Source organism: Massilia aurea (genome assembly GCF_024753205.1).
Taxonomy (GTDB): Bacteria; Pseudomonadota; Gammaproteobacteria; order Burkholderiales; family Burkholderiaceae_D; genus Telluria; species Telluria aurea.
In genome coordinates this window covers 279,819-294,326 of record NZ_JANUGZ010000001.1, presented here as the reverse complement: position 1 = coordinate 294,326, position 14,508 = coordinate 279,819, and the positions used below count along the sequence as shown (strand labels likewise).

The 14,508-nt window shown below is 62.3% G+C and carries 9 protein-coding genes; 7 read left to right on the top strand and 2 right to left on the bottom strand.

Annotated elements, in window-relative coordinates; genetic code table 11:
• Positions 1-234: 234 nt before the first annotated feature.
• Entirely contained in the window at positions 235-1,377 is a 1,143-nt protein-coding gene (locus NX775_RS01240) for a GGDEF domain-containing protein (RefSeq protein ID WP_258834329.1), read from the bottom strand.
• A gap of 234 nt (positions 1,378-1,611) precedes the next feature.
• Between NX775_RS01240 and NX775_RS01235 the strand changes: the two genes are divergently transcribed.
• The 7 genes from NX775_RS01235 to NX775_RS01205 all read left to right on the top strand — a co-directional run bounded on the left by NX775_RS01235 (position 1,612) and on the right by NX775_RS01205 (position 12,044).
• Positions 1,612-1,941, top strand: a complete 330-nt coding sequence (locus NX775_RS01235; RefSeq protein WP_258834328.1) for a hypothetical protein — start codon at positions 1,612-1,614, stop codon at positions 1,939-1,941.
• Between the two features lie 81 nt (positions 1,942-2,022).
• On the top strand, positions 2,023-4,011 hold the full coding sequence (locus tag NX775_RS01230) for a TonB-dependent receptor (protein WP_258834327.1): 1,989 nt from the start codon (positions 2,023-2,025) through the stop codon (positions 4,009-4,011).
• A 368-nt stretch (positions 4,012-4,379) separates the two neighbouring features.
• Positions 4,380-5,618, top strand: coding sequence for a porin (locus NX775_RS01225; protein ID WP_258834326.1), 1,239 nt, complete (start codon positions 4,380-4,382; stop codon positions 5,616-5,618).
• Positions 5,619-5,628: 10 nt separating this feature from the next.
• Positions 5,629-6,036, top strand: coding sequence for a type 2 periplasmic-binding domain-containing protein (locus NX775_RS01220; protein WP_258834325.1), 408 nt, complete (start codon positions 5,629-5,631; stop codon positions 6,034-6,036).
• A gap of 57 nt (positions 6,037-6,093) precedes the next feature.
• Complete coding sequence (locus NX775_RS24010; protein WP_307732029.1) at positions 6,094-7,671, top strand: methyl-accepting chemotaxis protein; 1,578 nt, start codon at positions 6,094-6,096, stop codon at positions 7,669-7,671.
• Positions 7,672-8,030: 359 nt separating this feature from the next.
• Positions 8,031-9,572: a galactarate dehydratase gene (garD, locus tag NX775_RS01210; RefSeq protein WP_258834324.1), complete on the top strand. Its 1,542-nt coding sequence runs from the start codon at positions 8,031-8,033 to the stop codon at positions 9,570-9,572.
• 3 nt (positions 9,573-9,575) lie between these two features.
• Positions 9,576-12,044, top strand: a complete 2,469-nt coding sequence (locus tag NX775_RS01205; RefSeq protein ID WP_258834323.1) for a family 43 glycosylhydrolase — start codon at positions 9,576-9,578, stop codon at positions 12,042-12,044.
• 223 nt (positions 12,045-12,267) lie between these two features.
• Here NX775_RS01205 and NX775_RS01200 read toward each other — a convergent pair whose 3' ends face one another.
• Positions 12,268-14,262 (bottom strand): hypothetical protein, encoded by a 1,995-nt coding sequence (locus NX775_RS01200; RefSeq protein ID WP_258834322.1) that lies wholly within the window; start codon positions 14,260-14,262, stop codon positions 12,268-12,270.
• Positions 14,263-14,508 lie beyond the last annotated feature (246 nt).

The window sequence follows — 14,508 nt, the reverse complement described above, 5'->3', positions numbered from 1 at the left end:
CAATAAAGAGCCGCTCCGGGTCGTATTGCGCCTGTCGCGCCAGCAGCGGACCGGTCCTGCAGCAGCACGCAGAGCAGTCCCAGCGACCAGGTTGAGCCATCAGCAGTCACGAGTTATCGCAAAAAACTGGTGTGCATTCGTTAGCAGTTATTCTTGCGCTGTAAGGTCACGACGGCCTGATCGCCCGCGCTGGCCATCAGCTGCTCAGTGTCGCATGCCGCCGAGCCTGCACGCTTACGCCAACTCGCTGCGATCGCGACCGGCCGCCTTTGCGCGGTAGAGGGCAGTATCAGCGCGCGCCATCAGGGCTTCCAGGCTTTCGTCTGAGGTCTGTTGGCTGGCGATGCCGATGCTAACCGTGTAGTCTGGCACGTTGCCGCCGCGCGCCGCAAACAGCGACGCCTGGATGCGTTGCGCCATCGCCTTCGCCCGCTCGGGCGTGGTTCCCGATAGCAGCACGATGAATTCCTCACCGCCGAAGCGCGCCACGTGGTCGATCTCGCGCAGGGCCGAGATGGTGGTGCGCGCCGCATGCACCAGGACCTGGTCGCCGACGGCGTGGCCGTGCTGGTCGTTGATGGCTTTGAAGTAGTCGAGGTCGATGCTCAGCAGAGAGATAGGCGCGCCGTGGCGTTTCATGCGCGCGGCCTCGCGCCGGTAGGCGGCGGCGAAACCGCGTCGGTTCAGTACCCCGGTCAGCGGGTCCGTGCAGGAACGGTGCTCCATCACGACCTGCAGGCGCCGGGTGGCGACGGTCATGAAACCGACTGCCATCATCAGCGTCATGAAGTTGGCGCTCAACAGAAAAATGCCCTGTACCGCGCTGTTGCTGGCGTTGCTGGTGCCAACCGCGCCATTGAGCGCCGCGACCAAGCGCAATAGCAGCACCAGTGACTGCACCAGCAACAGGGAGCCGAAGAACCAGCTGGAGAAGTGGCGTTCACCATGGCGCACCAGCAGCACCAGTTGCGCCGCGTAGAACGACAGCGTCAACAATGAAAACACTGCGACCCGCAACGCGTAGTCCTGGGTGATCACATACCAGCCGACCAGACAGACCATGCCGGCCACCCACGTCAGCGCCAGCCACCACCAGCTCGGCTTGCGGCCATAGAATAACTGGGTGCCAATCAGCATCAGCCCGGCGGCGCCCAGCATGGTGCTATTGGCCACGAACAGCAACAGCCCTTCAGGAATCAGTGGCCCCGCGCAGAACAGCACCCCGCTGGCCGTCAGCGACAACATGCCGAGCGCCTGGTGGCCCAATCCCCGCACTTCGGCAGGGAAGCTACGGTACGCGGAAAACAACACGACGGTCATCGCCGCCGCCATCATGGTCGACGTGAGAATGACGGTGGCAGGATCGAGCAGTGGCACAGTGGTAAATCGGGAGAGGTGGTGATCCGCGAGGATACCAGCAACCTCTACCGTACCGTAAGGACAGTCGCTTTTCCGGTCGTTTCTCCACAACACTGCTGGTTTTGCCCCTGTGTATAGAGCGCTCACTACCGCCACGCCGGCTCAATGCAACAAAATTGCAATTGCTGATGGTTGCTGTCGCAATCGGCTCCCATCACGTAGAATGCGCCGGTCAACCGTCATTCGCCGCGCATGCCACGCTCGATCCTTCATTGCCTGCTATCGCTGTTATTGCTCGTCTCGCAGCAGATGGCGCTGGCGCATGGGCTGTCGCACTGGCATAGCGCGCAACAACGCCAGATTGTGCAGCAAGCGGGCAGCCAGCCGGATGCACCTGCGCTGCAGGAATTCTGCGCCGAATGCGCAGCCGGCGCCCAGCTTGATGTCGCGATGCCGCTGCCGCAATACATTGGCCATCTACCGCAAGCGGCTACGGCCGGGCCACTGGCGCTAGGCACCGAATGCGCGCGCGTACAGCCGGTACGCGCGTGCCTCCCACGCGGCCCCCCTCGGGCGAACTGATTCGATCTGCAGTCATCGATGCACTGCCGCGGCGCCGCCGTGGCAATGCCGTTCGCACCCATTTTGCTCGAGGTTATATTCATGAATATTCAACGTACGCTGCTCGCCAGCGCCATCCTGCTCGCCTGGAATCTGCCCGCCCACGCCCAATCGGCACTCGGGGGCGACACCCCGCAGGTCATCGTCACCGCGTCGCCGTTCCGTAACGGCGAAAACGACCAGATCCTGACCCCGGCAAAAGTGCTGGCCGGGGACGAATTGCGCGACAAGGCCGGCAGTTCGCTTGGCGAGACGCTGTCCCAGGAGCTGGGCGTTTCCGCCTCGGCCTTCGGCGCCGGCGCATCGCGTCCCATCATTCGCGGCCTGGAAGGTTCGCGCGTAAAAATGCTGGAAAACGGCATGTCCGTATCCGACGTATCGGGTCTGTCGAACGACCATGCGGTATCAGCCGAGGGCGCGGTCGCGCGCCAGATCGAAATCCTGCGCGGACCGGCTGCCTTGCTGTACGGCTCGGGCGCGATCGGCGGCCTGGTCAATATCGTCAACGAGCGCATTCCGACCCACCTCGAAGCCACGCCGACCGGCCAGATCGAGACGCGCTACAGTACGGGCGACAACGGCAAGAACGTGTCTGGCACCGCGGACGCTGCCAGCGGCAAGATCGCCCTGCACGTCGACGGCAACTGGCGCGATACCGACGATTACCGCATTCCGGATCGCCGGGTCCTGCAGGACCCCGACTCGGCGATGCGCCGCCTGCCGCACTCGGACACGCGTGAAAAGAACCTTGGCGCCGGTGCCTCGTGGGTCGACGACTGGGGCTACGCCGGCGTGTCGGCGTCGCACCTGAGTAACCTGTACGGCATTCCCAGTGACGAGGGTTCGCGCATCGACCAGAAGCAGGATCGCTACGACTTCGACAGCATGCTCAGGCAGCCGGTCCGTGGCATCGAATCGCTGCGTTTCAAGGCCGGTTATACCGACTACGAGCACGCCGAGCTGGGCGAGGACGGTCCCGAGGTGATCTTCAATAACCGCTCGCTGGAAACGCGGCTGGAACTCACGCACGAGGCCATTGCCGGTCTGCGCGGCACGCTGGGCGCCCAGACCGAGAATACGCACTTCTCGGCGCTCAGCGCTGAGGGCGGGCCGGATACGGTGCCGCTGACGCACTCGAAGACCACGGCCTTGTTCATGGTGGAAGAGGGCGATGCTGGCCCGCTGCGCCTGAGCGCTGGCGCGCGCTACGAAAACGTCAAGCGCGAACCGGTGGGCGGCAGAGAGCGCACCTTCGACCTCGGTTCCGGTTCGATCGGCGCGGCTTGGCCGTTCATGCCGGGCTACAGCGTCGGGGCGACGCTGTCGTATGCGCAGCGTGCACCTGCAATCGAAGAGCTGTACTCGGCCGGGCCGCACGACGCGACCGCCACGTTCGACATCGGCAATCCCGACTTCGACAAGGAAACCTCGCGCAACATCGAGCTGACGCTGCAAAAGAACACGGGCCTGGTGCGCTGGAAAACCAACCTGTTTCGCAACAACATCGACAACTACATCTTCGGCCGCATCGGCAGCGATCTGGTCGACGAGGAAGGCAATCCGGGTGACGAGTTGCGCACCCGGACCTTCGAGCAGCGTCGTGCCCGCATTCATGGTGCGGAAGCCGAGCTGACCTACAACCAAACCGGCGCCGGCTGGTCGGGCCGGCTGTTCGGCGATATGTCGCGCGGCGAACTCGGCGACGGTGGGGGCAACCTGCCGCTGCAGCCGGCGGACCGCATTGGCGCCAGCGTCGGTTACCGCGAGGGCGCGTGGCGCGGTGGCCTGTCACTGGTGCATGCGCGCGGGCAGGATCGCCTGGCTGCCAACGAACTGCAGGACACACCGGCCTACAACCAGCTTGATGCCAATCTGTCCTACACGCAGCGCGTGCAGGGCGTCGATCTGACGTGGTTCGCACTGGCAAAAAATCTGCTGAATGACGATATCCGCCTGTCGACTTCGGTGCTCAAGGACATCGCGCCGCTGCCTGGCAGGCGTTTCGTGGTGGGTGTCAGAACGAAGTTCTGACAGACTGTCAGTACATAGAGGTGCCGCGCTGCGTGTGATCCGTTGCAATCCGGCGGCACCTTGATTCGACCGCTTCAGATCGTATCAACTGGCCACGTTCACGCTACATACAAGCGCGCTGCCTGTCCACGCTGGATATCAGCGTGGACATCTACCTGTCGTAAATACTTGGGTATTGAATTGCAATAATGCGTTAGAAGTTCACAACAAAATCACACATATTGAACAGGAAAAGTGACTTTTCGTGAATTTTCGTTGCGGCAACAGTTTCCTGATGGATACAATTGCCTCAGCAAATGCGATGCGGCGCAGGCCATGTCGCCGTTTTTGCATTCAATAAACTACTTCACCGTAATCCCCAGGAATTTATGAAAACACGTAACATCGTGGTGGCACTCGCTTTGCCATTCGCCGTCGCATCTGCCTTTGCCCAGGATAGTAGCGCCGTTCGTATCAGCGGTTTCGGCACCGGCGCCCTCACGTTCTCTGACACCGACAAGGCCGAGTTCGCACGTTCGAACCAGTCGTCGGGTGTCAAGAAGGATCCGCGCACTGGCGTCGATTCGAACCTCGGCCTGCAGGCCGATTACACCGTCAACTCGTGGTTGTCGGTCACCGGCCAGGGCCTGGTGCGCAAGGATGGCGAAGACAGCTTCGGCGCCGAACTGTCGTGGGCCTTCGTCAAGGCCAAGCTGTCGGACAACCTGAGCGTGCGCGTTGGTCGCATGGCCATGCCAGCGTTCATGATCTCGGAATACCGCAACGTCGGCTACGCCAACACCTTCCTGCGTCCGCCGCAGGAACTGTATTCGCAGATGCCAATCAATAACATCGACGGCGCCGACGTCACCTGGCAACAGCAGTATGGCGACACGACCGTCACGGCGCTGGCTGCCTATGGCCGCAGCGATTTCAAGACCGCGGGTGGTCCTACCGCCGAATCCCGCGACCAGTACGCGCTGAACCTGACGGCCGAACATGGCCCGTTCATCGTGCGCGTGGGTCGCAGCGGCACCAAGCTGTCGTCGGAAAGCGCGCAGCTGGACGCCGCCGTGATCACGTTCAACAACACGGCTGCCGCGTTCAATGTCCCGCAAGTGGCGGACATGGGCGTGCTGCTCAACACCAAGGATCGCAAGTACACGTTCACGTCGGCTGGCCTGTCCATGGACTGGAACAATATCGTCGTCCTGACCGAATACGCCAAGCGCAAGATGCCGGATTCATTCCTGGGTTCGTCCAAGTCATGGTACGTGATGGGTGGTTACCGCTTCGGCAAGTTCCTGCCGTACTACACCCGCGCCAAGATCATTTCGAAGGGCGTGACCAACACCATTCCTGCTAACTGCCCGGCTGGTGCCTCGTTCGCATGCGCGCCAACACTGGCGGCGCTGTCGGGCCTGATGAACACGCTGACCACGGCCATCGATGGCACGAGCCAGACCACCGACAGCATCGGTGTGCGCTGGGACTTCACGACCTCGGCCGCGCTCAAGGTCCAGGTCGATCGCATCAAGCCGCAAACCAACGGCCAGTTCATCAACGTCCAGCCTGGCTTCAAGGGCCCGGTGACCGTCGGCGCCGTCGCGCTTGACTTCGTGTTCTAAGGATTTACCAATGAATCAATTGTTTAAAGCAAGCGCGATCCTGAGCGTCCTGTTGCTCGCGCTGCCAGCTGCTGCCGAAGTCGTCGTTGTCGTCAATGCGAAAGCCGCTGAATCGTCGCTGACCAAGGACCAGGTGTCCCAGTTCTTCCTGGGTAAATCGACCGCCATGACCCCGGTCGACCAAGCGGAAAATGCGCCGGCGCGCGCCGAGTTCTACAAGAAGGTCACGGACAAGGATCCGTCGCAGATCAAGGCCCTGTGGTCGAAGCTGGTCTTCACCGGCAAGGCCACGATGCCGAAGGAAGTCGGCGACAACGCCGGTGTCAAGAAAGCGGTCGCGGCTGACCCGAAAGCAATCGGCTATATCGACAAGAGCGCGGTCGACGCGTCGGTCAAAGTGGTCTATTCCGGTTCCTGATCATTTATCGGTACCCCGCCGCGCGTGCGGCGGGTTTTGACTTCAGGAGCAGGCAGCATGAGTATCAAACGCAGGATCTGGGCACTGCCGATCATCTCGGCCATCATTTTTACCCTCGGGGTCGCCGTCAGTGCCGGCATCGCCAACAAGGCACTCACGTCGATCCACACGACTGAAAGCGTCGATTACCCGGCGCTCGACATCAGCAAGGAACTGGCGGGCGACATCGAGTCGGTCACCAATGGCCTGCGCGACGCCGTCAGCGAAGGCGACAAGGCGCGCCTGACGCAGGTTGGCGAGCAGGCCAACAAGGTGCGGGCCAAGCTGGCCAGCTTCGGCAAAATCGACGGCATGGGGCCAACCGGTGAGCGCCTCAGCAAAGAATTCGAACAGTATTACGCACCGGCCGTTTCGGCGGCCAGGATCATGCTCGAGATGGAGCAGGGCGATCCGCAGGCGGTCGTGACGCGCATGCAATCGACGCTTGCGACACTCAATACCGACGTCGCCAAGGTCAATGAACAAGCGCAGAAGCAATTCAAGGCCGGCATCACGCGCAGCGAAACCAGCGTGACGAATGTCGTGACGGTCACCATCGTCACCGGCCTGATCGTGATTGCCGTGCTGATCGCCGTCTCCTGGTTCATGGTGCGCACGATCTGGCAGCAACTGGGTGGCGAACCCGAATATGCGCGCGATATCGCCCGCATGGTCGCCGACGGCAATCTGTCGATGGCCATCCGCATCGAGCCGGGCGACAACAGCAGCCTGCTGGCTGCGCTGTCCGACATGCGCGATCGCCTGGCCAATATGGTCGCCGGCATCAAGACCTCGGCCGATACTATCGCGTCGGCCAGTGGCGATATCGCCAGCGGCAATGCCGACCTGGCCAGCCGCACCGAGCTGCAGGCCGGTCGCCTGGAAAACACGACCCGTGCGATGGAAGCCTTGACCGACACCGTGCGTACCAATGCCGCCAACGCCAACCAGGCGAAAGACCTGGTGGTGACGGCCAGCGACATCGCCACGCGCGGTGGCGAAGTGGTGGGCAACGTCGTGTTGACGATGAGCGCCATTAATACGTCGGCCACCAAGATCGTCGAGATCATTTCGGTGATCGATGGCATCGCTTTCCAGACCAATATCCTGGCGCTGAACGCCGCAGTCGAGGCAGCGCGTGCCGGCGAGCAGGGCCGCGGTTTTGCGGTCGTGGCGTCCGAAGTGCGCAATCTGGCGCAGCGCAGCGCCACCGCCGCCAAGGAAATCAAGGAACTGATTGGCGACTCGGTCTCGAAGGTCGACGCCGGCAGCGCGCTGGTGGACCAGGCAGGCAGCACGATGGAACAGATCGTGGCCGCAGTGCGCCGTGTGCAGACGATCATGGGCGACATCAGCGACGCCGGTCAGCGCCAGAGCGAAGGCATCGAGCAGATCGGCCTGGCAATCAGCGACATGGACCAGATGACGCAGCAGAACTCGGCACTGGTCGAGGAAGCGTCGGCAGCGGCTACATCGCTGACGGACCAGACCGCGCAATTGTCGGAAGCCCTGGCGGTGTTCAAGCTGGACCACACCCAGGCGCTGACGGCGCTGGGCAACGGCCGTCCGGCCCCGTTGTCGCTGGCGCATCACTGACGCTGTCGGCACTGGGGACGTGGCTGCGCGCTGCATCCCCAGTGCCTGATTCGCCGTCAGGCAAAAGATGTCTCGGCCGCTGTAACAGGCCATACCCCCTCCAATATCCTGCCTGACTTCCGGTCTGCGCAAGCCGCACCCATCGCTGTCACCCCCATGATTCCCCTGATTGTTCGACCGCTCAACAGGTAGGGTAACGCGCCTGTGACGCTGTCACAGCGTTGCGCTTTTGTGTCACTTTGGTCAGGCCATTCATATTTGGTCCGGCCAAAATGGAGATGTGGACTAGCCGCATTGGAGCGTTTTATGGCATACTTAAAGCGATCCTCCCAACTTCAGCCGTCAGGCAGACACGACACATGAACCACGACCTTCCGCGCACGATCCGCATGCAGCCAGGCGACAATGTTGCCATCGTCGTCAACGATGGCGGCCTGCCCGCCGGCACCGTGCTGCCCGGCGGGCTGGTGCTGCTCGAAGGCGTTCCTCAGGGCCACAAGGTCGCGCTGAGCGACCTGGCCGACGGCGAACCGGTGATCCGCTATGGCGTGACGATCGGCTATGCCAGCGGTCCGATCGCACGCGGCAGCTGGGTGTCCGAGCGCGTGCTGCGCATGCCGGCGGCGCGCTCGCTCGACGACCTGCCAGTTGGCACCCACGCCGTCGCTGCCGGCCCGCTGTTGGACGGGTACACGTTCGAGGGCTACCGCAACAAGGACGGCTCGGTCGGCACCCGCAATCTGCTGGCCATCACCAGCACCGTGCAGTGCGTGTCGGGCGTGATCGAGTACGCCGTGCGGCGGATCCGGGACGAACTGCTGCCGCGCTACCCGAACGTCGAAGACGTGGTCTCGCTTGAGCACGTGTATGGCTGCGGCGTGGCGATCGACGCACCCGGCGCCGACATTCCGATCCGGACCATCCGCAACCTGTCGAAGAATCCGAATTTCGGGGACAACGTGATGGTGGTGAGCCTGGGCTGCGAAAAGCTGCCGCCGGCGCGCCTGTTCCCGGCCGGCTCGATCCCGATCGGCAATGGCACGCCGTCGGTGGTCACGCTGCAGGACCAGCAGCATGTGGGCTTCATGTCGATGATCGACGCGCTGATGGTCACCGCCGAACGGCACCTGCAGGAACTGAACGCACGCCGTCGCGAAACCTGCCCGGCGTCCGACCTCGTGGTGGGCGTGCAGTGCGGCGGCAGCGATGCGTTTTCTGGCGTGACGGCCAATCCGGCCGTGGGCTACGCGACCGATCTGCTGGTGCGCGCCGGCGGCACCGTGATGTTTTCCGAAGTGACCGAGGTGCGTGACGGCATCGACCAGTTGACCGCGCGCGCCGCGACGCCGGAAGTAGCGGCAGCCATGGTGCGCGAGATGCAGTGGTACGACGATTACCTGGTGCGCGGCAGCGTCGATCGCAGCGCCAACACTACGCCCGGCAACAAGAAGGGTGGACTGTCGAACATCGTCGAAAAGGCGATGGGCTCGATCGTCAAGTCGGGCAGCACGGCGATTACCGGCGTGCTCTCGCCGGGCGACAAGCTGACGCAGAAAGGCCTGATCTACGCAGCCACCCCGGCCAGCGACTTCATTTGCGGCACGCTGCAGATGGCCGCCGGGATGAACGTGCACATCTTCACCACTGGGCGCGGCACCCCGTACGGCCTGGCCGCGGTCCCCGTCATCAAGGTGGCTACCCGCACCGAGCTGGCGCGCCGCTGGCATGACCTGATGGACCTGGACGCCGGCACCATCGCCAGCGGCGAAGCGAGCATCGAGGACGTCGGCTGGCAACTGTTCCGGCTGATCCTCGATGTGGCGAGCGGTCGCAAGACCTGGGCCGAGCACTGGAAGCTGCATAACTCGCTGGCGCTGTTCAATCCCGCACCCGTGACCTGACCGATGGCTGCGGCTGCAAAGAGCGCAGCGTGCAAACGCATCGTGCTGGCCTGCCTTGCGCTGGGCACGCTCGCGGTCATGGCGCCGGCAGCGGCGCAGGCACGCTACGACGCCGACACCACCTATAAGAAGCTGGTACGCGACTACCCGTTCATCCGGATTGCCAGCGCCGACGCACCGGCGCCGGTGCAGGTGCGCAAGGACATCGTGTACGCGAAACGTGACGCACTGGCCCTGGCACTCGATCTGTACCTGCCGGCAGCGGGCGACGCCCCGGCGCCGCTGGTGGTGCTGGTGCATGGCGGCGGCTGGGCCAGCGGTGAGCGCTCGAACATGGCCCCGCTGGCAGCGCGCCTGGCAGCGCGCGGTTACGCTGCGGCCACCGTCAGCTACCGCCTATCGGGCCAGGCGCGCTATCCGGCGGCAATCGATGACGTGAAGGATGCGCTGGACTGGCTGCGCGCGCAGGCACCCGGCCTGGGTCTGGATGCGGCGCGCGTCGCCATCGCGGGCGGCTCGGCCGGCGGGCAGATCGCCGCGCTGGTGGGCATGACTCGGCCCGACGCAGTGCGGGCCGTGATCAATATCGACGGCCTGTCCGATTTCACCTCCGAACTGGCGCTGCGCTTTGAAGACGACCCGGCCAAGCGCCCGTCGGCAGCAGGCGCCTGGTTTGGCGGGCGCTATGCCGAGCAGCCGGCACTGTGGCGCGACGCCTCGCCGCTGACCCATGCCGGCAAGGACAGCCCGCCGGTGCAATTCATCGTCGGCGCCGCGCCGCGCTTTTCGAGCGGACGCGAGGCGCTGGCGGCCACGCTGGCCAGCCATGGCATCCTGACCGATACCGTGGCGCTGGACGGGGCGCCGCATTCCTTCTGGCTGTTCGATCCCTGGCTGGCGCCGACCGTCGATGCGATGGACCGGTTTCTGGGCAAGACGCTCGGGCCGGTGCCCGCACGCGCGCCGTGGTCGCCGGATCTCGGCAACGGCCGCTATCGCAACCCGATCCTGCACGCCGATTATTCCGACCCCGACGCGATCCGCGTCGGTGAGCGCTACTACATGGTGTCATCGAGCTTTGCCAACGCGCCTGGCCTGCCGCTGCTCGCGTCAAGCGACATGGTGAACTGGGAGCTGGTGGGCCACGCGCTGCCACAACTCACGCCGCCGGCCGCCTTCGCCGCGCCCCAGCCCGGCAAGGGCGTGTGGGCGCCCAGCCTGCGCCATCACGACGGGCGCTTCTGGATTTTTTATCCCGATCCGGATCACGGTATTTACGTCACCACGGCCACCGACTTTGCTGGCCCGTGGAGCGCGCCGCACCTGCTGTTGCCGGGCAAGGGAATCATCGATCCAGCGCCGCTGTGGGACGACGATGGCCGGGCCTGGCTAATCCACGCGTGGGCCAAGAGCCGCGCCGGTATCAACAACGTGCTTACCCTGCGCCGGATGGCGCCCGACGGGCGCAGCCTGCTGGACGAAGGCCGCGTGGTCATCGATGGCAACCGTTTGCCCGGTTACCGGACCCTGGAAGGGCCCAAGCTGTACAAGCGCAATGGCTGGTATTACGTGTTCGCGCCAGCTGGCGGGGTCGAGCACGGCTGGCAATCGGTGTTTCGCTCGCGCCGGATCGAGGGCCCCTACGAAGACCGGATCGTCATGGCGCAGGGCGCAACGGGAACCAACGGCCCGCACCAGGGTGCCTGGGTCACCACGCCGCAGGGCGGGGACTGGTTCTTTCACTTTCAAGACCTGCGCGCTTATGGCCGCGTGGTGCATCTGCAGCCGCTGCGCTGGTTAGAAGACTGGCCGCTGATCGGTGAACCGTCCGCCACGCCGGGCGTGGGTCAGCCGGTCACCGAGCATGCCAAGCCGGTGCCGGGCGTGTTTGCTCGCCGCGAGCCGGCGACGGGCGACGAATTCGATGGGGCTGTGCTGGGCCGCCAGTGGCAATGGACGGCCAACCCGCAGCGTGGCTGGTATGCGCTTGATGCCCGTCCCGGCATGCTGCGCCTGTTCGCGCAACCGACTGCGCCGCTGCGCACGCTGGGGTCGGTGCTGACGCAAAAATTCCCGGCGCCGGCCTTTGGCTTGACGGCCAGCGCGGAACTGCGCACGGTGCGCGACGGTGATCAGGTTGGACTGGGCGTGCTGGGACTGACCAGCCAGTGGTTCGGGCTGCGCCGGGTTGACGGAAAGCCTCGCATGGTAGCGGCGCGCTGCGAGGGGGCGGGCGAGTGCATCGAAACGCTTGGGCCGGCGCTGGACTCCTACAAGGTGCTGCTGCGTGCGCAGGTGACGCATGGCGCGCGTGTAGCGTTTTCGTACAGCCAGGATGGCTACGTATTCATCCCATTGGGCGAGCCATTCGACGCCATGATGGGGCGCTGGGTTGGCGCCCAGGTCGGCCTGCTCGCGACTGGCGCGCCGGGTGCCTGGGCAGACGTAGACTACGCGCGCATTACGCCTTGAGGGGCGGGGAAGAGTACTGTGTCGAACATCTTGTCGTTAGTGCGCACGTGATTCAGGCGCATTGCGCGCATATTGTAGCGATACCACGGCTGGGCTGTAGGGCGGCGGGAGTGCCTATTCGATGCCGATGCTGGATCGCCACCGCCACCGCCACCGCCACCGCCACCGCCACCGCCACCGCCATCGTCGGCGCCGGAGAAATTTGCAGACTCATGTGCAGCGTTCAACCGCGTGGCGCCTGGAATTCGATTGTTATCTCAAAAACCGCTCGGGGTCTGTGTACTTGATTTCCTTTGACAAAAGACAGCGCTCTTTTTGAGTTAGTTCCTATCCACTGTCCAATCAATAAGTCAACCAAGTACTGCTCCAGGGGAATCGCAGCGGATCGGATCATGTGGTAGCCGATGGTACGCGTTTTGTTCGCTTCCGACCCTGCCTTGACACCGACAAAACCCAGTAAGAAACGCGCGGGAACCACGAGCGTGCCGCCGTTCGCGCACAGTAGGAAGTACACCGCGGAAGCCGAATATAACAAGATTTTTCTTAATTGCCTTATGTCGATTTCCCAGCTATCGGCTGTGTTCGATTTCGCCTCCGAATTTGACATGACCAAAGATTTCTTTACTTGAACGATGTCCGTCCATTCCATCTTGTACACTTCGGGTGCTTGTGCCCTGATGAGGAACGCGAGGTCGCAACCATAGATCGGCTCTTCTTTAGTTTTTGAAAAATCGCGCTGAGCCAACCTCAAGGTGGGGGCGTCCGACGACTGCGGCTTCACTGTTGATAAAATTTTTAGCGAGTCCCGGAACTGCACCACCAACTCGTTCATTAGTGTACCGGTTAACGATTCTTCCGGGCTGGTATGGCTCTCGGCTACGTGATGATCGAAGTATGCAGTTGCCCGTTTAACTCCATCGCGAAAATACTGCTCAAGTTCGTTAGAGCAAATCCACGTCGCCGAGCGAAGACTAAGAGGTGAAGGAAATTTGAGTGTGCCGTCGTGATAATGCGCGAGCGAATCCGCCAGATAGGCGATATTCGCATTTGCAGGGTCGTTTGTTCCAGTCAGTAGTGCCAGAATGCCCCTCGCCAATGTCGCCACCACACCGTCGTTGTCTGCGAGGAGATTTTCCAAACGCGGCGTAGCAATCTGATTCAGCTGGCACGTTATGGCGACGGTATCCGACTTCACGTCCCGGACTTCGGCATGTAGAAAGATCCAGTGCAACGACGTGATCCAGCTCTGGGGGTGTCGGGTAACATTGTCAAGTAGAGCCTTGCGCAGCCCTAATAACTCTGTTTCATGGTCGTTACCACGACGCATTCGATAGTCGCTGATCTTGCTGAGGAAATGCCATGTCTGGGCGACAGGTAAGAATACGGCACTGTTGGAGACCACGCCATATTTTTTGAGTTCTGAGTCGATATCCCCCGTCACTGCCGCAGCTACTCCGGAAAGATAGCCGATCGGTAGCGCCAGGAAATCTCCACCATGTTCCGCGAGGAAGGCAATGGACGCGGGCGTGGAGGTGTACCTTGTCTCCAGAAAGTCACTCCACGGCTTGTCGTATTCTCTAATCAAACAACGGTCCCGCTGCGGCTCCCACCATATCGACAATGCTCGGTACAAGGCGTCGGCATTCAACAATTTCAGGTCAAGGAGAGGATGTTGATCCGCCCCCGACATGTCAAGTCCTGCAAGCGTATCCAGATATTTCAGTCGTGACGGCGACGGCGCGGCGGTCACGATCCAGTGCGACAGATCCGCCACGGCGCTCGCATCGGCCTTGACTAGAATTTCTTTCAGCGCCAACGCACTGACCCTGTCGAAAGGCTCGGATAGCCTCTCATTTCGGCTTATTGTGGCCAGACGACTCCACTCCTTGAACCATGTAATGTATCGCCCCGGATCGTTTTCGATCAACGCTTTACTCAAGCGAAGAAAATGGGTTCCGCCGTAAGGAAAGGCCAAGTTAAAGAGAGATTGAATAAAAACTCCTTCCCCTATAGATTCCGAGTATCCCAACTCCCCTGCGGCTGTCCAGATTTTTTCAATTTCCTCTCCATCCATGACATCGATGAAATTTTCAACATGGTCGTCAGTCATGTGAGCGAGCAGTTGCAGAGCGTGTTCGTGCGCCAACAACCCGGAAAGGGTGGCGTGATGCTTGATTACCTTCGCGGCTTCTTCATCGGAGTAAACGGCGTTTGTCATTGTAGGATCGAGTGCGTGAATAGAATGTAAATATTAACCGTTTCAGGCACTGACGATCCATAAAAACAGCATTAACCCTCAGCGCATAATTCAGCCACACTGATCGCGTGGATTGGCAATGGCTGCTGCGTAACCAGGATCCCCACGACCAAGGGCGTTGGCACCATGCATCGCAGCGGCACCAGTTGAGGTGAGTCCTGTGGGAAACTGTAAGGGGGCTTGGATCATCCTCACGCGTGCTTGGTA